The sequence below is a fragment of the Bifidobacteriaceae bacterium genome (genome assembly GCA_031281585.1).
Lineage (GTDB): Bacteria > Actinomycetota > Actinomycetes > Actinomycetales > WQXJ01 > JAIRTF01.
In genome coordinates this window covers 1-19,913 of sequence record JAITFE010000044.1, presented here as the reverse complement: position 1 = coordinate 19,913, position 19,913 = coordinate 1, and the positions used below count along the sequence as shown (strand labels likewise).

The following is a 19,913-nucleotide window of genomic DNA, read 5'->3' as shown; positions in this document are numbered from 1 at the left end:
GGTCCCTGCATCAGGCTTGGCTCAACCTGCCGTCGCAGCATTCCGGACTGAGCTGGGCGCGCCTCGCCCTGGTGGCCGGCGTCGAGACGGAGCCGCTCGATCCGTGGCTGGCCGAATTCGCCAGCTCGGCGGCGGGCACCGAAGTCTCTTCCCAGACCGCGCTCGGGCTGATCAACGCGGCCGCCCAGTCGATGGACGTGCCGCCGCTGCGGCTGCGGAACGCCATCTGGGAGTACCAGACTCGACTGGACACCGCCGACCACACGTCGCCGAAGGGCTCAAACAGCACCCGCGCGGGCGCGGAGGCCGGCGACCCGCTGTAAACCAGCCCAGGCCCCCCGCTGGGGCACCGTCTAGGAATCAACCACAAGGAAAAGGGGATGGCGCCCCCTCCGCATGGAGGGGGCGCCATCCCCTTTCCAACGCACACCCAACGGGGACGGTCCCTTTCGTCTGGACGGTCGGGACACACCTCGCCCGCCGGGCACCATCACAGCTCCCGTCGCTGCCGCCGTCGCTGCCGCCGTCGCCGCCGACGTGGAGGACCTGGCCGGGCCGGACTTGGAGGATTCCCACACCCAGTGGGGCGTTCTATGGCGAGGAGGTCTTCTCGAAGTCGCTTCGATCCCCGGCCCGCTGACCTCGATAATCGCGGTGCAACGGGTCGAACCCGCCGCGCGATCGCCGCAACGCGGTCAACAAGACGACGGACACAACCAAGGCAACGGCCAGCATGCCGGCGTAGAAGAACATCGCGCGCTGGTAGGTCTCCTCGCCGCCCTTCGCCCATACCAAGATGGTGGGCCCCACCACGCCGGCCAGCGCCCAGGCGGTCAACACCCAGCCGTGGACGGCCGACACGTTGGCGTTGCCGAAAAGATCGGACAGGTAGGCCGGGATGGTGCCGAAGCCGCCGCCGTAACAGGTGGCGATGAGGTAGATCAGCCCCAGGAAGACCGCCTGCTCGGCCCGGCCGGCGGCCAACAGCGCGCCGAGCGCGCCAAAGGCGACGACTTGCACCACGAAGAAGGCGGCAAATGTGAACGGGCGCCCCATTTTGTCGGACAACGACGCCCACACGAACCGTCCCAATCCGTTGAACAGCGCCACCCCGGACACGGCGAGCAGCGCGGCGGTTTGCGCGTCCACGCCCACCGTGTCCTGCATCATTGGCGACGCCGTGTAGATGACCGCTATGCCGCAGGAGATGTTCACGAACAGCATCACCCACAGCGCGTAGAACTGCCACGTGCGCAGCGCCTCTGTGGTCTTGTATTGCCGCTGTTGGGGAACGGCCGCGCCGTTGTCGTCTATCACCTCGCCCCATTCCGGCGGCGGCACCCGGATGATGAACGATGCCGTTATCAGGATCGCCCCGTACACCGTCCCCATGATGAGGAACGCGGGGGCGACGTGGTAGGCGGTGACGGCGCCGGCCGCGTCGTGTTCCGAGAACAGTCCGATCAGCCAGGCGAACACCGGCCCGGCCATCACCGACCCGAAGCCGAAGCCCATGACCGCCATGCCCGTGGCCATGCCCTTCCGGTCGTGGAACCAGCGGATCAGGGTCTTCACCGGGGTGATGTAGCCCGTGCCCAACCCAATCCCGCCCAACACGCCGTAGCACAGGAACAGCCAGGTGACCGAGTGGCTCAAGATGGCCACGCCGGTGAGGATCATTCCCAGGCCGAAGCAGACCCCGGAGATCCTGGCCGAGACCCTGGGCCCGTAGTCCTGCACGAACTTCCCCAAGCCCGCCGCAGAACAGCCCAGGCAGAAAATGGCGATCGAGAAGGCCCATTTGATGGTGGACTCCGGGGCGTCCATTTCCGCCATCAACGGCTTTGTGAGAGTGGAAAAAGAATAGACCGATCCAATTGAGACGTGGATCATTACGGCGGGCAGCGCGCCCACGAGCCAACGGTTGTGCATGGAGACTCCAAGTCAGTGGGTTAAAGCGCGTGCCGAAACGTCCGCAGGCGGACGGTTGTCATTGTTCGCAGGGTGGTTTGCGCCGCCCTGCGCGTGTGCCAACGGCACGCGGAGAAGTGAGTGGTGGTGCGATGTTCGCGACCCCACGCGAAAAGGTGATGCCGCCCAGCAAGATAACACGGTGTTTCCGGCCCGCGCAACATGCCCTTGCTTTCGGAACCCTAAACAACGCCGGGTTTATGAGGGGTTGTCCGTCGGCGGGCGGCGGTAATCCGGCGACCTTTTCGCCAATCACCGCCCACGCCTCGCCGACCACGCGGGCATGGGGCCGAGCGCGCGCGAGTAGAATTACGCGACGGTGCGGGTAGCGCTGTGACCTGGGCTTTCATATGGCAACCGATTCGGGGGCAAAGCCTTCCCAGCACCGCCCAGGCCCAAGAAACCCCAATCGATAACTGTTGGTTATATTATTGATGGGGGCTCAAAGATAACCCGCTTGACGCCGATCAACGTTCCAACTAGCCTTTCGTTGGTAACGACCGGAAAACCTCACTATTTACACCAGGCTAAATAAGGCGGCGGTTCCAAGATGGCACCGGCGCCGGTCGGTGTGGCTAGAGGGGTAGCTACAAGCAGAACCGGTCACAAGAGAAGACGGAACGGAACCGACCTGATATCTTCTGGAAATACAGTCGACGTCCGGGGGGCCATCCGGCACTGGCCCGCTGTTTATGCGGGACTAAATAGGGACCTGCTCCCGGCAAGGCATTGTTGCCTATCCGGGCACCGCCGCCCAGAAGGCGCCGCTGCCCAGATCGCAAGGGGTCGTTCCACCACGGCGGGCGGGTTCCGCTACGGCGCCGCGCCGCCGGTCTAAACGAAAGGAATTGTGCAAATGGGAAGTGTTGGACTTCTCTACGTGGGTGCCATCTTGTTCATCAACGGCATCATGCTGTTGGGACACATCTCACCCAAGGGGGCCGCCCCCCTGAACTTCTTCGCCGGCGCCGTCCAGGTGTTCACGCCCACCTACTTGGTGGTTTCCTCGGGCGGGGACCCGGACGTGATCGCCGGCGCGGCCGGCCTGTATCTGTTCGGCTTCACCTATCTGTGGGTCGGCATCAACAACGTCATGGGTTGGGACGGGCGCGGGCTCGGCTGGTTCTCTCTGTTCGTGACCGCAGCGGCCCTCGGCTTCGCCGCCTACGACTTCTTCCAGACCGGAAACCTGACCTCGGCGGTCATGTGGCTGATGTGGGGGGCGTTGTGGTTCATGTTCTTTATGCTGCTGGGCCTCGGCAAGTCCGCGTGGGGTCCGGCTACCGGTTGGGTGGCGGCGGTGGAGGGCATCATCACCGGTGGCGTGCCCGCCATGTTGATGCTGACCGGCCATTGGCGCACCGACGCCCCGTTTGCGATCGCCCTGGCCGCCCTGGCGGTGGTCATGCTGGTCCTGGCCGCCCCTGCGGCCAAGGCGCTGACCGCCAAGAACCCTGCCTGAAGCCGCCGGCGCGAGCGCCGGGCGCGACCTGGCCCGTCGGCGCGCGGGGTCCTCAACGCCCGCCGGGCAAGACGCGTCAGAACGCATCAGCACGCATCCAATCGCATCCAAAGAAGGAGGTGGTAATCCCACAAACACTGCCCAACTCGACCCTCGTGGAGGGGTGGTTGCCAACACCACAAGTCGCGGCTCGCCGCCGCGCACCGCAAGAGGCGGGGAGCCCCTCTTGCGTCAACTAGCTAACAAAGGAAACTCAAAATGCCAGAAGTAATCTTCGAACTTGATTCGACCAAACCGTTCAAGGATCAAGAGAAGGTCGGCCACAACAGGTGGCACCCAGACATCCCGGCGGTCGCCGAAGTGCCTGTCGACACCCCCGTCCGCATCAAGGTCCGCGAATGGTTCGACGGCTGGATGAAGAACGACGACTCGGCGGAGGACATCCTCACCGCGCCGTTGAACTCGGTCCACAAGCTGTCGGGCCCGTTCCGCGTCAAGGAAGCCCAGCCCGGCGACCTGTTGGTTGTCGACATCCTGGACATCGGCCCGCTTCCCCAAGAGGACCACGGCCCCCTGGCCGGCCAAGGCTGGGGCTATTGCGGCGTGTTCGCCAAAGAGAACGGCGGCGGATTCCTGACCGATGTGTTCCCGGACGCCTACAAGGCGATCTGGGAGTTCAAAGGCCAAGTCGCCACTTCCCGCCACATTCCGGAGGTCAGCTTTGCCGGAATGATCCACCCAGGCCTGATGGGCACAGCCCCGTCGGCCGCGCTGTTGGCGAAGTGGAACGCCCGCGAGCAAGCGCTGATCGACACCGACCCGACCCGCGTTCCGCCGCTGGCCTTGCCGCCAGAGCCGGACAGCGCTTTGATCGGCAAGTTGAGCGGCCCCGAATACGACCGGATAGCTCGTGAAGGCGCCCGCACGGCGCCGCCGCGGGAAAACGGCGGCAACCAAGACATCAAGAACTTCACCAAGGGCACCCGCGTGTTCTACCCGGTGTTCGTCGACGGCGCCAACCTTTCCCTGGGCGACCTGCACTTCTCTCAGGGCGACGGCGAAATCACGTTCTGCGGCGCCATCGAGATGGGCGGCTACGTGGACCTGAGCTTCAACGTCATCAAGGGCGGCATGGCGAAGTACGGCGTGACCGAGAACGCCATCTTCATGCCCGGCACGGTCGACCCCCGATTCGAGCGCTGGCTGGCCTTCTCCGGCACGTCGGTGACACTCGACGGCGAGCAGCGCTACCTTGATTCGCACCTGTCGTATCAGCGGGCGTGTCTGCACGCCATCGACTACCTGACCACCTTCGGCTACAGCCCCGAGCAGGGCTACCTCCTGCTGGGCTCCGCCCCGATCGAAGGTCGCCTCTCCGGCGTTGTCGACATCCCGAACTCCTGCTCGACGGTGTATTTGCCCGTCGAAATGTTCGAATTCGACGTGCGCCCGGGTCCCGGCCTGCCGCACCAGATCAACCCGGGCATTGGCGCGCCCAAGGCTATGTCCATCTACTCGCGCTAACCCCAACGGGGTCGGGGCCCAGGGGCGGCTGGCTGACTTCGCCCCTGGGCCTTCGGCCCGCACTCCGGCCCGGGGCCTGGGCAGGGCCCCGGGCCACCCCACGCAAAGAAAGGTTTTCCTCACATGGTTTCCTACACGTACCGTTGTTCCACTTGCGGCAAGTTCGACCGTTTCGCCCCCATGGGCGCTGGCGGAACCAACACGTCATGCCCCACCTGCGCAAAGAGCGCCAGGCGGGTCTTCACCGCGCCCCGGATCGGCCGTAGTTCAACCGACCCGAGGATGAAACTGATCGAGGCGACCGAACGCACCGCCTGCGAGCCGCAGGTGGTGGACTCTCTTCCCCCCGCTGGCCGGCGCTCCCGCCAACCCGTCACTCACGACCCTCGCCACGCGAAACTGCCCAGACCGTAAACGCCAGCGTTAGGAGGCTGCCCGCCAATGCCAGGCACACAAGAACGCGCCCGCAGGCGCCTGAGCCCCGAGGCCCGTTGTCAGCAAATCGTCGAGTGCGCCAGCCGGTTCATCGCGGAATTCGGCTACCGGGCTCTCACTTTCAAGGCGATCGCAGACCGCTGCGGCATGACAGCGCCCGGGGTCATGCATTATTTCCCGTCGACCACATCGCTCCTTGAGGCCGTCCTCGACCACTACACCCAAGTGCTGCGCAGAAGGGTTTCGTTGTTGGCCAACAACGGCCTGGGGACCCGGCTGTGCCTCGACCAGGTGGTCCGGGACGTGTGGAGCAGCCCGGTGTGCATTCAGCTCTACGTCCACCTCAGCGCGGAATCCACAGACCACGGCCATGTCGCCCGCGGCTACCTTCTCAAACGGCACGACACCGCGATCAACGCGGTGGCCAAGCTGATCGGCGACGACCACCCGGACCCGGTCTGGGCGGCCGAGGCGTTCTACACCGTGCTCGACGGGCTGAGAATGCGGTGGATCCGCGACCCGGAACTGGACGCGGTGGCCGAATGGCAACGCCTCGCCGACATCATGTACGCCGGCACGCCGCTGTCGCAGGGGGTCCGCGCCCCCGGAACGCCAGCCCTGTCACACTGGGCTCTTCGGTGACCCGGCGGCCAACCGGCCGCCGCCCGGCGAACGTTAAGATCGAGCTGTGACGCAGGTGGACTTGCCCATTGGCGCGGCCGTGACCTTGGCCACTCTGGAGAGCCGGAGCCATGAGGTCAACGCCATCCGCAGCGGGATAAAGCTCTACAAGTCGGACGCTGTGGCGGATGTCCAACGATCCGACCAGGACGACAAGGGCGTCACCGTGGCCGTCCGCGACCGCGGGACCGTGCTGCTGACACGCATCCAGTTCCGGAAAGGCGGTGCCGACCTCAGCCGTCACTGGTGCCAATGCGGTGTTGGAAACCGTGGGGACCTGTTGTGCAAACACATCGTGGCGGCCGTGCTCGGCGCGCAAGGCGGCCTGGTCGACTCGGCCGTCACCCTTGGGCTGACCGCCGCCGCCACCACAACCGTCAACCAGACGAACACCGCCAAGGCGGCGCGGAGCGGAACCCTTGAGGTCTTTGCCACCCCCATGCTCATAGCGCTGATGGAAGAGGCGGCCTGCGCCTGCCTCCAGGACAAGTTGAATCCCGGCCAGACGTCGGTCGGCACCGCCATCCAGGTGGCGCACAAAGCGCCCAGCCCGATCGGCGCGGTCGTCACCGCCACGGCGACCCTCGAGTTGGTTCTCGGCAACCGACTCGAGTTCGCCGTCGCGGCCCAAGACGACGCGCGCGTGATCGCCGACGGCCGACACACCCGCGTCATCGTGGATGCGGCCGATTTCATGGGCAAGGCAACCCGTCCCCCCGCCAGGACCTGACCCCGGCCACAGCCGCCCGCCGCGCCCCGGCTGGACACCAACCAGCCGACACCGCCCGGCCAGCCGCCTCGCCCCGCCAGGACCTGACCCCAACCGGCAAACGCCGCCCCAGCCACGGCAGCCCGCCCCACCCCGGCTGGACACCAACCAGCCGACACCGCCCGGCCAGCCGCCTCGCCCCGCCAACCCAGCCAACCCGCCGCCCGCATCCGCGCCGCACCGGGAGCGCATTGACACGGGGAACGCATTCGCACAAGAGCCCAGGCGCAGTCCCTTCGTAACGGTCTGCCTATCGTTTTCCGCACGGGCCTGTTTCCCGACTGGCGGCGGGGCTACGCTTCCCAAAGAGCCGCCCGCAGGCGGCTCCAGCCCCCGGCACCGGAAGGAGTCGCCCATGAGCCCTGGCGTCCCAGCCCGCGGCACGGCCAACCGCTTTGCCCCGGCCTTGCTCGGCGTGCCCCTCGGGGGCGGCGGACCCGACCGGGTTCAACCCTGGGTGGTGGGGCGAACGGTGGTGGTCACCGGCGCCTCGCGGGGAATTGGGCGCGAGGTCGCCAAACGCCTTGCCGCGCTCGGCTCGCACGTGATCGGGGTGGCGCGAAGCGCCGAACCGCTCGCCGAACTCGCCGCCGCGGCGGCCCGGCACGGCCGCCGCCTGGAGCCCCGGACGGTCGATCTCCGCGAAGCCAACGCCGCAAACGCGCTCGCCGAGGAAATCATCGAGTTCTTCGGCCCGCCGCAACTGGTGGTTTCCTGCGCCGGCCACTCAATCCACCGCTATCTGCCGGAGTACGCGGCCCGTTTCCACGACGTGGACCGGCTGGCCAGAATCAATTTCCTTGGCCCCGTCGCCCTGCTCCTACCATTCGCGGACCAGATGGCGCGGCGCGGGTCCGGGCACATAGTCGACGTCTCCACCGCCCAGGTCGACGTGCCGACACCGGGCTGGTCGGCCTACACCGCGTCCAAGGCTGCGTTCCAGGCGTGGCTGGCCAGCGCCGCCCCCGAACTCCGGGCCGCCGGGGTCGCGGTCACGTCCGTCCACCTCCCCCGGGTCGCCACCGCCATGAGCGCCCCCACCGCCGGCCGCTACTCGGTGCCTGAATTGACAGTCGCCCAAGCCGCAGATGCCGTCTGCCGCGCCATCGCCCGCCGCCCCCGACTGTCCCGCCCCTGGTGGGCAGCCGCCGCGGCCGTTGCCGCCCACGTGGCCCCCCGCACCGCCGATGCGCTCTGGACGGCCGCGCTCAAGGCGGGCCTCCGCCCATGACCGCCGCTCGAGACGGGGACGAACCTGTTCGCACGGGCCAGGGCCCCTTCACACCCCAAACCCGACCGCCGCCCGGGGCAACACAGCCCTCCCGAAAACAGGTACCGTCCCCGTTTCAAGATGGGGAGGCCCCTGTTCGCGCAGGCCAGGACCCGTTCACGGCGCGAACCGGACCGCAGCCCGGAGCGACACGGCCCTCCCGAAAACAGGTACCGTCCCCGTTTCGAGATGGGGGCGGCCCCGTTTTGGCGGACCAGTACCCGTCCACGCCGCGAACCGGACCGCCACCCGTGTTGACACAGCCTTCGCAAAAAACAGGTACCGTCCCCGTTTCCGTTTCGGCATTCCGGGCAGCCCGCCCCGGGCGAACCACGATTTCTGACACCCGGCCGGCGGCTGTTGACGCCGCCGCGCAATTGGCGGCGGGGCTCGGCGCCCTGGGCCTGGTTCGGGACCCGTTCGGACTGGCACGTTTCTTGTTCGCGGCGCTGCCGCGCGACGGCTTGACGATCGCCGGGGCGTTGGCGGGTGGCGCTCACGCCTGGGGAGATCGCGTGGCCCTGATTGACGACCGCGGACCGGCCACCTACCGCGAACTGGACGGGATGGCTGGCGGGTGGGCGAACGGCATCGTGCGCCGGGGATTGGTCCGCCGGGGCGGGCGGGTGGCGCTGGCCTGCTGGGACGACCGGGAGTTTCTGGTGGCGATGGCGGCCGCGACACGTGTGGGCGCCCACCTGGCGGTGCTCGACCCCCGCGGCGACTTGGCGGACCAGTTGCGCCCGCTCGAAGCCAGGGGCGTCGACCTGCTGATTCACTCGCCGGACCTGGCTGGGCGCTGGTCGCCGGGGTCCGGAGCCAGCGTGTCCACGGCCACCTTGCGCGAATGGGAACGCGCAGGTGGGCGCGAACCGCCCCAGGCGGCGCGGCCGGGAGTCGCGTTTCGGGCACCCGCACACGGAGAGGGCGGTCTGGCGGCACGGTTGGCCAGTTTGGGAGCTGAACCGCCGAACCGGGGGACGGGCGAAGCCCGAGTTGGGAGGAGGCGGGGCGGGCGGCTGGCGCTGCTGACCTCCGGCACCACGGGCGCGCCGAAGGCGGTGAACGTCGCGGACCGGGCGGCACGGGCGCTGGCGGGGCTGGCGCTCGCCGGAGCGACTGGCGTCCGGGCGGGGCGTCCCACGCTGGTTTGGCCGCCGTTGTGCCACGGCTACGGCCTGGCCATGGCCGCGTTATGCCTGATCAGCGGCTCGCCAATGGTGCTACAGTCCGCGTTGGCCGCAGAGCTGACGAGCAGGGGGCAGGACGCGGCGGAGAAGGGCGGCCCGTGTTCGGCGCGGGCAGGGCGACCCGCGCCCGCAGACGCCTCGGACTTGGCGGGGCGGAACTCTTTGGGGCGAGACTCTTTGGGATCCGGCCTGGCGGGACCCAGTTTGGTGGGACCCGGCCTGGTGGGGCCCGGCCTGGCCGGAGCCGGTTTGGTGGGGCCGGGCATTGTGGGGCCCGGCTTGGCGGAGCCGGACTCAGCTGCGGCGGCACGAGCTGCGCGCGCCCAGGCCAAGAGCCAGGCCGCGCTGAATGCGATCCGCCGCTATGGAATTTCTGTGGTCGCGGCGGTGCCCGCGCAGTTGGGTTTCCTGGCGGCGTATTTGAACACTCCGGGTGCCCCGGACGCGGTTGGGGAGCGGGTCAACGTGGTGGTCACCGGCGGGGACCCGATGGACGCTGCCACGGCGGCCACCATTCAGCGCCGTTGGGGGCGTGTCCTGGTCAACTACTACGGGTCCACCGAAACCGGCACGCTGACCGTCGCCGTTGGCGCCGACCTGGCCCTTGACCCCACGAACGTGGGGCGGCCCTGCGTGGGAGCGCGCGTTGAGGTGGTCGGCGAGGACGGGAAGCCCCTGCCTGTGGGGCAAACCGGGCGGGTGAGGGCCCAGTCGCTGCTGGCCGCGCCGGATGAGCTCCGCGGCGGCAGGACCGTGACTTTGAACGACCTGGCCTGGATGGACCAATCGGGCAACCTGCACATCTCGGGCCGGGTTCCACCCAACTGAAACCGTCGAGCGCCGGGTCTTGGCTGCCCACTCCTCGCGGGCCTGGCTCCTGATCCCCAGTGACTGTGCCGCCGGTGCTCCTGGCCGAGGCACGCACCCCACAGCGCGGCCCCCGGCCCCAAACGCAACCTCCAAGCCCTTCGTGATCCACCAGCGGATCACGATCGTGATCTCAGTCGCACTTGGCCCCTCAACGGACGGGCTCCATGCCCCAAACGCAACCTCCAAGCCCATCGTGATCCACCGCTGGATCACGATCGTGATTTCAGTCGCGCTTGGCGGCCCAATCGACCAGATCCAAGCCCCAAACGCAACCTCCAAGCCCTTCGTGATCCACCAGCGGATCACGATCGTCATTTCAGTCGCACTTCGCGGCCCAACCGCGTCCTGCCGCGCCCGCAGTGTGGGATTCGCCGTCGCGGGCGGGCCGCGCGGCGCGGGTCGTGCCAGCATGGCTGGTCGCGGCGGACGCAGGCTGCCGCCGCCTGAACACGGGAGAGCCACATGACCGATCAGACCACCACGCTGCACCTTGCCCCGGACCAGCTTTTCATCAGGGGCGAGTGGCGCGCCGCCGCCAATGGCTCCACCTACACGGTGGCGGACCCGGCGACGGGCCAGCCGCTAGCGGAACTCGCCTCGACCACACCCGCCGACGCGGTGGACGCCCTCGACGCCGCCGCCGAGGCGTTCCCCGCCTGGTCCAACACCACAGCCGAGCACCGCGGCCGCATTCTGACGGACGCGTTGGACGCGTTTATCCGCCGCAACGGCGAGGTCGCCTCCCTGTTGGCCCGCAACGCCGGCATCCCGCCCGAACGCGCCCAAACCGAGGTCCTGGCCGCCGCCGAAGCGGTCCGCCTGGCCATCGCCGCGACCGCCCGCTTGTCGGGGCGGACGGGTCACCCCTGGGGCCGCGGCCGTCGCGGGCGGGCGCGCTTGGCCACCCGCCCCGGCCTGGGCGGCCCGCTTGGCTTGGCGGCCCCGGCCGAGGCCGCCGTCCCCGCGCCCTGGCCCCCCGCCCTTTCCTCAGATTCCCAAATTCCAACGGCCACCTTCCGTGTGCACTGGGTTCCACGTCCCATCGGCCCGACCGCAATTGTGCTGCCGAACGAGGAGCCGCTGGCGACCGCCGCCCGCAAGGCCGCGCCCGCGCTCGCGGCGGGCTGCACGGTGATCCTCAAGCCGGCGGCACTGACGCCGCTGGCGGTTATGGCCTTCGCCAACATGCTTGTGGAGGCCGGCCTCCCGGAAGGAGCGTTCAACGTGATCCCGTGCGTCAACGCCCCCTCGGTGATCGAGCCGGTGCTGGGCGACTCGCGGCTGCGCAAGCTTTCCTACACCGGCGACCTGGCCACGGCCAGGGGCCTGCTGCCGCTGGCGGCGAACGGCGCGCCGAGCATCTCGCTTGAATTGGCGGGCCCCGCGCCGTTCATCGTGATGGAGGACGCGGACATGGACACCGCGGTGGACGCGGCCGTCAGCGCCGCCACCCATTTCAACGGACAGGCGGCTAACTGCGCGCACCGCGTATATGTGCACCGATCGCAGGCCGCCGCGTTCGCCGAACAACTGGCCGCGCGTTTCGGCGATCTGGTTGTGGGCGATCCTTCCACCACCGCCGCCCAGGTCGGCCCGCTGCTCAACGCGCAACTCCGCGACCAAGCGCTGGCGCAGGTGAACGCCGCAGTCAAAGCCGGCGCGACCGTGTTGACGGGCGGTGAGGCGGCGTCCGGCCCGGGCTTCTTCTTCCAACCGACGGTGCTGGGGGAATTGCCCGGAGGCCCCCTGCCAGCGGTCGACGACTTGACCGGCCCGGTGTCCGCCATAGTGCCCTATGACGACCTAGAGGACGTGCTGACCTGGGCGAACGCATCCCCCTATGGCACGGCGGCCTACGTGATGAGCGAGGGCACCAGGAACGCCGAACGGATCGGCGCCCGGCTGAGCCGCGGCCTGGTGGCCGTCAACACCGGGCTCGCGCTCCCGGTGGATGGCCGGGGAGCACTGGGCGAGTTCATGCGCATCCAGCGCACCGTCCTCCCCGCCTATTGAGTGTCCTCCCCGCCTATTGAGTAGGGTCATTCGGACGCCAAGGGCCGGCCTGGGCTGGGGCCGCCCAGCGCCCACAGCGTGTATACCACCAGCAGCGGCACCGTAACCACGTAAGGGAACGCGTACCGCAGGTTGCTGTTGACCGGCGAGGCCAGGCAGACCAGGAACACCAGCGCGGCCGGGACGAACGGCGTCAGCGCCCGCCAGCGGCGGCGGCGGCGGATCAGCAAAGCCGCAGCGGTCAGGAGAACCCAAAAGTAGGAGGCGGGCGCGAGCACCAGGCCCAAGACCGGCGCGGTCGCCAGCGCCTTCGCGCCTTTCACGGCGGCTTCCCGCGCGGGTCCCAGCGCGGCGGGGTAATTGGGGTCAAGCCCCGCATCCGGCCTGGTCAGCTGCGTTTTGGTGGCGTCCCAGTAACCGGTCCGGAAGTGAATCAGGTCCGGGTATTGGATGGGCGGAACGTTGGCCTTGGTGGTGGGCCAGAAATAGCCGTAGGTGTTCCCGACCGTCGCCTCGGCGTAGGTGCCCGGATGGCGCGCGAGCATTTCAAGCCAAACTCCCCCGTAGCGCTTCAGCGCCTCGGAATCGAAGGACTTGAACCGGTTCTTGACCGGATCTGACAGGGTCGGGTTGTACGCCCCGGCGAGGTCCTCGGCCCGCTTGCCGTCCTTCAGGAGCGACTGCAGCACCGCCCACTGGGCGGGGGTGACCTCGTCCCCGTGGACCTTCAAGTACCGCGCCGTCTGCTGCAGCGGCACGCTCAGCATCTCAGCGTTGGAGTACTTGGCCACGCCCAGGGCGGGGAACACCACCGCGTTTGCCAGCGCTAGAGCTCCAACCACGGTTCCAGCTGCGACCACGATCCGCACTCGCTGACGCCGCAGCAGCACCACCAGGCAAGCCGCGCAGGCCACCACGATCACTATCCCGTCGTTCCGGAACGCTGCCGCCCCAAACGCCCCGACCGCGAACAGCGCGGCCCCCGCTATGTCCACGCGGCGGCTGACCGCAGCCCTGACCAGCACGTTCACCAGCACCAGCACGCTGAGGGTGTAGGGGTAATCCTTGTACACAACGGTGGCGCCTATGGGGAACACCGGCACCAGCGCGAAGAACGCCAGCGCCGCACCCCAGGCCGCGAGGGGCACCCGCCCCCGCCCCGAGGCGGACGCGACCCGGAAGGCGGTCGAACAGGTCAAGGCGAACACCAGGCAGGCGAGCGCGCCTTGCACCACCGTGTACACAAAAAGCGCCCCATTGACGCCGAACACCTTGCCGGCCGAGAACAGCCCGCCCATCAGCGTGGTCGCCATATACGGGTGGTGCGTGGTCCGGTCCAGGTAGCCAAGGAACTCGTTCAACTGCCGAAACCCGTCAAACGCGTACGTGCCCGGGAAAAACACCACCCAATAGGGCAACCACAGGACGCCGATGCCGCTCGCCGCCGCCCCGAAAGGGTGCCGCTTGACGAAGCGGCTGAGCCGGGCGCCCAGCGAATCGCGGTCCCTCGGCGCGGCCCGCCGCAGCCGAATCGCTGCCAGCGCACGCGAAGACGGCGTTCCCATAGGGCGACCAGCAGACGGCGCCGCAGCACCCGCCGACAGGGGACCCGCCGCCCCGGCCGCCCCGGCCTTCCCGCCCGGCCCTTGGCCCCCGTCAAGCGAACCTGCCTGAGCGCCGCCTGCGGCGAACCGGTCGGCGGCCCGGACAGCACTCGCGACGGCGGCGTAGTAGAGCGCGAAGAAGCCGATAACGGCGGCGGGCGTGAAATCGGTCGCGGAGCCGACCGCGCAGTTGGACCAGTGGCAGGCCACCCCGTGATGCTTGAAGCTCATCCCGGTGACGGTCCAGACCGTGAACAACGCCGCCAGAACCCCGGCGGTCAAAACGAATGGCCTGCTCAGGACCGTGCGGCGGTACCAGATGGCGCCCACGGCGGCGACCAGCAGGGCGGTCAGCGCGGGCCAGATCGCGGACCCGAGACCGCCGCCTCCCCGGCCGAGGACCTGGGGACGGTCGAACGCGGCCAAGGCGTAAGCGGTGGCGATCGCCAGCGCGATCGCCACCGCCCACGCTCTCCCCCCATGGCGCTCCGCCCAGCCGCCGCGCCGCGTGGCTGAGGCAGTCGTCTCAAGCATCGGTCCCCCCGTCAACCCCGCCGGGCTGGCTGACCAGCGTTTTGGCTGACCGGCGTATGGCCCAAGCCCGGACGGGCCCATGCTAACCAATTGGCCAACGCTCCCCGTCCTCCGCCGGTCGAATGCGGCGCCGACCCCCGACACTTCAACTGCCGGTTCCCCGCCCGTAACCGCGACCTGGCAAGCTTGACCCCATGGCTCAAGAAGGCACGCACAACAGGCGGCGCATCGCGTTGGTCGCCCATGACAACAAGAAGGCCGACCTGCTGAAGTGGGCGGAATTCAACCGCGGGACCCTGGCCCGCCACGAACTGTGGGCCACGGGCACCACGGGAACCATGCTGGAATACGAACTCGGCTTGCCGGTCAACCGGCTGCTGTCCGGCCCGGTTGGCGGCGACCAGCAGGTCGGCGCGATGATCGCCGAAGGAAGGCTGGACGTGCTGATGTTCTTCTGGGATCCGCTGGAGCCCCAGCCTCACGACCCGGACGTGAAGGCCCTGTTGCGTCTGGCCGCCTTGTGGAACGCCCCCGCGGCCTGCAACTCCGCGACCGCGGACTTGATGATCTCCTCGCCGTTGTTCGCTTCCGATTACCAGTGGGCCCGCCCGAACCTGGAACCCCGCCAGTGGGACGACCACGGCCTGGTCGCCTGATCCAATAGCGAAGTTGAGTCACGCCGCCGCCAGGATGGCGCCCGTCCGCATCACCTTTCCGCCGGAGTTGCCGATCAGCGCCCGGCGCGAGGAGATCGCGCGCGCCATCCAAGCCAACCAGGTCGTGATCGTCTCCGGGGAGACGGGCTCCGGCAAAACCACCCAACTTCCCAAGATTCTGCTTGAGCTCGGCTATGGCCGGGGCTCCAGCCAGACGCCCGATGCCGTCCGGTCGCCCAACGCTCAAACCCCCCGGTCTCGCGATCGCCGCGACCGCTCCGCCGGACCCAAGAGCGGCATGATCGCGCACACCCAGCCCCGCCGGATCGCGGCCCGCGCCACAGCGGAGCGGATCTCCGAGGAACTCGGCACGCCGCTGGGCCAAACGGTGGGCTATCAGGTCCGCTTCACCGACCATTCCTCGTCCGCCACCCGTTTGAAGGTGATGACTGACGGCGTGCTGCTCGCCCAGATTCAACGGGATCCGCAACTGCGCGCCTATGACGCGATCATCATCGACGAGGCCCACGAACGCTCCCTCAACATCGACTTCCTCTTGGGATACCTGTCGAACTTGCTCCCCCGCCGGCCGGACCTGAAGCTGGTCATCACCTCAGCCACAATTGACTCGGAGTTGTTCGCGGCCCATTTCGGTCCGCGCGAAGGCCAACCGGCCCCGGTGGTCCAGGTGTCGGGACGGACCTACCCGGTTGAGATCCGCTACCGCCCGCCGGGGGAGAACGGCGTCCCGGAGGACCAGCCCACCGCGATCGCGGCCGCGGCCAGGGAACTCATGCGACAGGGCGATGGCGACATGTTGGTCTTCTGCTCCGGCGAACGCGAGATCCGGGACGCGGCGGACGTGCTGGCGGGCGAACTGGGCCCGCGCGTTGAGGTCCTGCCCTTGTATTCGCGCCTCAGCGCCGCCGACCAGCACCGGGTCTTCCAGCGGCATTCGGCCCGCCGGATCGTGCTGGCCACGAACGTGGCGGAGACGTCTTTGACGGTCCCCGGCATCCATTATGTGATCGATCCGGGCACGGCACGCATCTCGCGCTATTCGAAGGCGACCAAGGTCCAGCGCCTGCCGATCGAGCCCATCTCCCAGGCCAGCGCCAACCAGCGCGCGGGCCGTTGCGGCCGCATCGCCAAGGGCATCTGCATCCGCCTTTATTCCAGCGATGATTACGAATCCCGCCCGCAATTCACCGACCCGGAAATCCTGCGCACCTCGCTCGCCTCGGTGATCCTGCAGATGCTGGCGGTCGGCGTGGTCTCCTCCCCCGGCGAGGTCGTCAGCTTCCCCTTTGTCCAGCCCCCGGACACCCGCGCCGTCACGGACGGGGTCCGCCTGCTCCAAGAGCTTGGCGCCATCGAGGAGCAGGGCGGCCGCACCCGCCTGACCGAGATCGGCCGCCAACTCGCCCGCATTCCCCTCGACCCGCGGTTGGCCCGCATGATCGTCCAGGCCAAGGCCTTGGGCGTGGAACGAGAGGTGACCATCGTGGCCGCCGCGCTGACCATTCAGGACCCCCGCGAGCGCCCGCTCGAGTTCCGCGCCCAGGCCGACCAATCGCACGCCCGCTTCACCGATCCGACCAGCGATTTCCTGACCTTCCTCAACCTCTGGGAGTACCTCCGCTCGGCCCGCCGCGCCAATTCCTCCTCCGCGTTCCGCCGCCTGGTCCGCCGCGAATACTTGAATTACCTGCGCATCCGCGAGTGGCAGGACCTGGTCAAGGAACTGGAGCGCGCCGTCCGCGGCGCCCAGCCCAAGAACCAGCGCCCCGCGGGGTCCGCTCACCCAACCAACACCCGCCCGGCTCCGGGGCCCCCCAGTCGGGCGGCGGGTGACAACTCCCGCTCCGAGCCTGCGGCCGACCGCTCGGAACACGACCAGCCCCCGCGCGACCAGCCCACCCGGTACCCCGACGCCGCAGAAGCGGCGGCCCGCGACAACTCCCGCACCCAGCCCGCCCCCGGCCACTCGGAACACGGTCGGCACGGGCGCGGCGAGACCACTCGGAACCCCAACGCAGGCGGAGCAGCGGCGGGTGACAACTCCAGCCCCCAACCTGCGGCCGGCCGGCCGGAACACGGTGGGCCGGGGCACGACGAACTCCCCCGTGACCCCGACGCCGCAGACGCGGCGGCCCGCGACAACTCCCGCACCCAGCCCGCCCCCGGCCGCTCGGAACACAGCCCGTCCGCGCACGGTGAACCCCTACGGAACCCAGACGCCGGCGGAGCGCTCGGCCAATCCGTCGCTTCCGCGTCCGGCAACGCCGAATCGGTCGCGGATAGCTCCGGCAAGGCGTTTCGGTTGGAGTGGCCGGCCGATTCGATCCACCGGGCGTTGCTCCAGGGACTGCTGTCGCAAATCGGGATGAAACAGGTCACGCCGGTGCGGGCCAAAGGCGCGCCCACCCGTGCGGCGGCGCGCGGCGGAGCCGCCCGGTCCGCCGAGTACCTGGGCGCGCGCGGCATCAAGTTCGCGATCTTTCCCGGATCGGCTCTGCGGCGCGGTCAGCCTGATTGGGTGATGGCGGCCGAATTGGTGGAGACGTCGCGTCTGTGGGCGCGCGTCTGCGCCGCGATCAAACCGGAATGGGTGGAGCAGGCCGCGCCGGGCCTCGCCCGGCGCACCTATGCGGAGCCGCGCTGGTCCGCCAAGCGCGGCGCAGCCGTGATCAATGAGAAGGTGCTGGTCTACGGCCTGCCGGTGGTGGCCGCGCGCCCGGTGCTGCTGTCCCGTGTCGACCCTGCGCTGGCGCGGGAGTTGTTCATCCGGCACGCCTTGGTGGAGGGCGATTGGCGCAGCCGTCACGAGTTCGACCGGCGCAATCGCGAGTTGCTGGAGCGGGCCGAGGAGTTGGCGGCCCGCTCGCGCCAGTCCGGCCTGGTCTTCACGGACCAGGACCTGTTCGACTTCTACGACCGGCGCCTGCCGGAGCAGGCCACCTCGGCCCGCCATTTCGAATCGTGGTGGAAGAAGGCCCGAGCCAAGGACCCCGAGCGCCTAACGATCACGCCCGACAAACTGGAGCAGGCGATCGAGCCCACCCAAGCGGGCTTCCCGGACGAATGGGCCCAGGGCGACCTCGTATTCCCGATCACCTACGAATACGCGCCCGGCAGCCCGCATGACGGCGTGACGGTGCACATCCCGATCCGGCACGCCGCCCAGGCCCGGCCGGACGGATTCGACTGGCAGGTGCCCGGCCTGCGGCTGGACCTCGTGGCGGGCCTGATCCGGACCCTGCCCAAACCCTTGCGGGCGGAGTTGCTGCCCGCCCAGGCCACGGCCCGGCGGGCGCTGGAACAACTGGGCGGCCCAGCCGACCATGAAACGGGCGACGGCCGCGCTCAACCCCTCACCGAAGCCCTCACCGGCCTGTTCCGGGAGTCGCGCGGCTTGTACATCCCGCCGGAGGCCTGGCACCCCGAAGCGCTTCCGGATCACCTCAAGATCACTTTCCAAATCGAGGATCCCAAGGGCCGCGTGATGGTCAGAAGCCACAGCTTGGCGGCGGCCCAGGCGGAAGTCGCGCCCCAGGTCAACGCGGCCATCGAACGCGTCGCGGCCGCCACCCTGACCCCATCCGCCCCCAGACCGGCGGACCCCCTGGCCACGGAGCTGGCTGACACCGCGCCGACCGCTGCGCAGTTGGCCGCCGCCGTCCGCGAACAACTGCTCCAAGGCCTGGCCCTGCCCTCCCAACGGCTGACCAGCCGCCTGCGGCCGGAGGAGGCTCTGCCGCTGGCGGCCTCGCGGTATCCCACCGTCGCGGACCTGACGCTGGACGTGCAGCGCGCCGTCATCCAGGCGGCCCTCGACCGGGCCGGCGTGCCGGACGACCAGGCGGCCTATGAAAAGCTGCGCGCCGAACTGCGCGACCGCCTGGAGGACGAGGCCTACGGGGCGCTCAAGACGGCATCGGGCATAATCGCCAAAGCGGGCCGAATCGAGGCTGACGCGGCGCGCGTCGCCGACCTCCAAGTGCTGAAGTCGGTCATGGACGTCAAAGACCACTTGGCGCGGCTGACGGGCGCGGGGTTCATCGGCCGGGCTGGCCTAGGCCGGCTTCCTGACCTGCGGCGTTACCTGGACGCGGAGGCCCACCGGCTGGCCAAGCTGGGCGCCAACCGGGCGCGGGAAGACCAAGCGCTGTGGGAACTCGGCGAACTGGACCGCGAAGTCGCGGCGGCGACCAACGTGCCGCCGGAAGTTCCCTGGATGATCGAGGAACTGAGGGTCTCACTGTTCGCGCAGCAACTGGGCACGGCCTACCCGATCAGCGCGAAACGCGTCCGCCGCGCGCTCGCCGGCGCGGCCTAAGCCGCCCGTTCGGGCGCGGCGTCAGTCGCCCGCCAGGTACAGGTCGAGCGCCTCGCGCGCCAACTCCGAGCGGGTCCGGTGGGTGGCTTTCGCCCTCCTATCCAGCGCCTCCACTTGAACCCGTGTGGCGCGGAACTGCACCACCTGGGACTCGCCGTCGCCGCTCAAGCTGGGACGGCCCGGATGACGCTCCCGGCCCGCCGGAGAACGTTCGTCGACCTGGTCGTTCGAGGCCCGCACCAACTGGTCCGTGACGGGAACGCCGCCCACAGTGCCATGGTTCCCGCGCTTCCCGTGCGCCGTCATCTTGTCAACCACCACACGAAACTGTTGCGGGCATAGCCGCAATGACGAAGCAGACAGCGGCCGTCGTCATCAAGTGGCGCCACAAGTTCGATCGCGTTGCCGGGCTCCGAGACGACGTCCGTGTCGATCAGGTAATTCCGCACGTCAGACCTCGAATTCGAGGGCGCGCCGGGGGGTGTGAGTCTCTTTTGTGTTGCTTTGGCGTTTGGGCTTGTCCGCGGCGTAGTCTGGGATAGAACATATCCCAGAGTGTGGAGGGGAGCCCATGACGCGCTTCGAGGACCAGACA

At 68.9% G+C, this 19,913-nt stretch carries 14 protein-coding genes; 11 read left to right on the top strand and 3 right to left on the bottom strand.

The window, feature by feature from the left end:
• On the top strand, positions 1-323 hold a 323-nt coding region (locus LBC97_04540), incomplete at its 5' end, for a hypothetical protein (protein MDR2565320.1).
• Positions 324-591: 268 nt separating this feature from the next.
• On the opposite strand, the gene LBC97_04535 is transcribed toward LBC97_04540, so the two are convergent.
• Positions 592-1,932, bottom strand: coding sequence for an OFA family MFS transporter (locus LBC97_04535; protein MDR2565319.1), 1,341 nt, complete (start codon positions 1,930-1,932; stop codon positions 592-594).
• An 895-nt stretch (positions 1,933-2,827) separates the two neighbouring features.
• Here LBC97_04535 and LBC97_04530 point away from each other — a divergent pair.
• From LBC97_04530 to LBC97_04495, 8 genes are all read left to right on the top strand, one after another.
• Positions 2,828-3,433 carry an AmiS/UreI family transporter gene (locus tag LBC97_04530; GenBank protein MDR2565318.1) on the top strand — a complete coding sequence of 202 codons (606 nt, stop codon included), beginning with the start codon at positions 2,828-2,830 and terminating at the stop codon, positions 3,431-3,433.
• Positions 3,434-3,691: 258 nt separating this feature from the next.
• Positions 3,692-4,957, top strand: a complete 1,266-nt coding sequence (locus tag LBC97_04525; GenBank protein MDR2565317.1) for an acetamidase/formamidase family protein — start codon at positions 3,692-3,694, stop codon at positions 4,955-4,957.
• Positions 4,958-5,080: 123 nt separating this feature from the next.
• Positions 5,081-5,371, top strand: a complete 291-nt coding sequence (locus tag LBC97_04520) for a hypothetical protein (GenBank protein ID MDR2565316.1) — start codon at positions 5,081-5,083, stop codon at positions 5,369-5,371.
• A gap of 27 nt (positions 5,372-5,398) precedes the next feature.
• Entirely contained in the window at positions 5,399-6,034 is a 636-nt protein-coding gene (locus tag LBC97_04515; protein MDR2565315.1) for a TetR/AcrR family transcriptional regulator, read from the top strand.
• Between the two features lie 46 nt (positions 6,035-6,080).
• On the top strand, positions 6,081-6,803 hold the full coding sequence (locus tag LBC97_04510; GenBank protein MDR2565314.1) for a thioesterase family protein: 723 nt from the start codon (positions 6,081-6,083) through the stop codon (positions 6,801-6,803).
• Positions 6,804-7,197: 394 nt separating this feature from the next.
• Positions 7,198-8,073: an SDR family NAD(P)-dependent oxidoreductase gene (locus LBC97_04505; GenBank protein MDR2565313.1), complete on the top strand. Its 876-nt coding sequence runs from the start codon at positions 7,198-7,200 to the stop codon at positions 8,071-8,073.
• Positions 8,074-8,489: 416 nt separating this feature from the next.
• The gene (locus LBC97_04500) at positions 8,490-10,130 is read left to right on the top strand and encodes an AMP-binding protein (protein MDR2565312.1); all 1,641 of its coding nucleotides are present in this window, start codon (positions 8,490-8,492) and stop codon (positions 10,128-10,130) included.
• A 504-nt stretch (positions 10,131-10,634) separates the two neighbouring features.
• Positions 10,635-12,185, top strand: coding sequence for an aldehyde dehydrogenase family protein (locus LBC97_04495; protein MDR2565311.1), 1,551 nt, complete (start codon positions 10,635-10,637; stop codon positions 12,183-12,185).
• 26 nt (positions 12,186-12,211) lie between these two features.
• Here the strand turns inward: LBC97_04495 and LBC97_04490 are convergent, their stop codons facing one another.
• The gene (locus LBC97_04490) at positions 12,212-14,323 is read right to left on the bottom strand and encodes a DUF6020 family protein (protein ID MDR2565310.1); all 2,112 of its coding nucleotides are present in this window, start codon (positions 14,321-14,323) and stop codon (positions 12,212-12,214) included.
• A 194-nt stretch (positions 14,324-14,517) separates the two neighbouring features.
• On the opposite strand from LBC97_04490, the gene LBC97_04485 reads away from it, so the two are divergent.
• Both LBC97_04485 and hrpA read left to right on the top strand, forming a co-directional pair.
• Positions 14,518-14,979, top strand: coding sequence for a methylglyoxal synthase (locus tag LBC97_04485; GenBank protein ID MDR2565309.1), 462 nt, complete (start codon positions 14,518-14,520; stop codon positions 14,977-14,979).
• A gap of 34 nt (positions 14,980-15,013) precedes the next feature.
• Positions 15,014-19,318 carry an ATP-dependent RNA helicase HrpA gene (hrpA, locus tag LBC97_04480; GenBank protein ID MDR2565308.1) on the top strand — a complete coding sequence of 1,435 codons (4,305 nt, stop codon included), beginning with the start codon at positions 15,014-15,016 and terminating at the stop codon, positions 19,316-19,318.
• A 21-nt stretch (positions 19,319-19,339) separates the two neighbouring features.
• On the opposite strand, the gene LBC97_04475 is transcribed toward hrpA, so the two are convergent.
• The gene (locus tag LBC97_04475; protein ID MDR2565307.1) at positions 19,340-19,636 is read right to left on the bottom strand and encodes a ribbon-helix-helix domain-containing protein; all 297 of its coding nucleotides are present in this window, start codon (positions 19,634-19,636) and stop codon (positions 19,340-19,342) included.
• Positions 19,637-19,913: the final 277 nt, after the last annotated feature.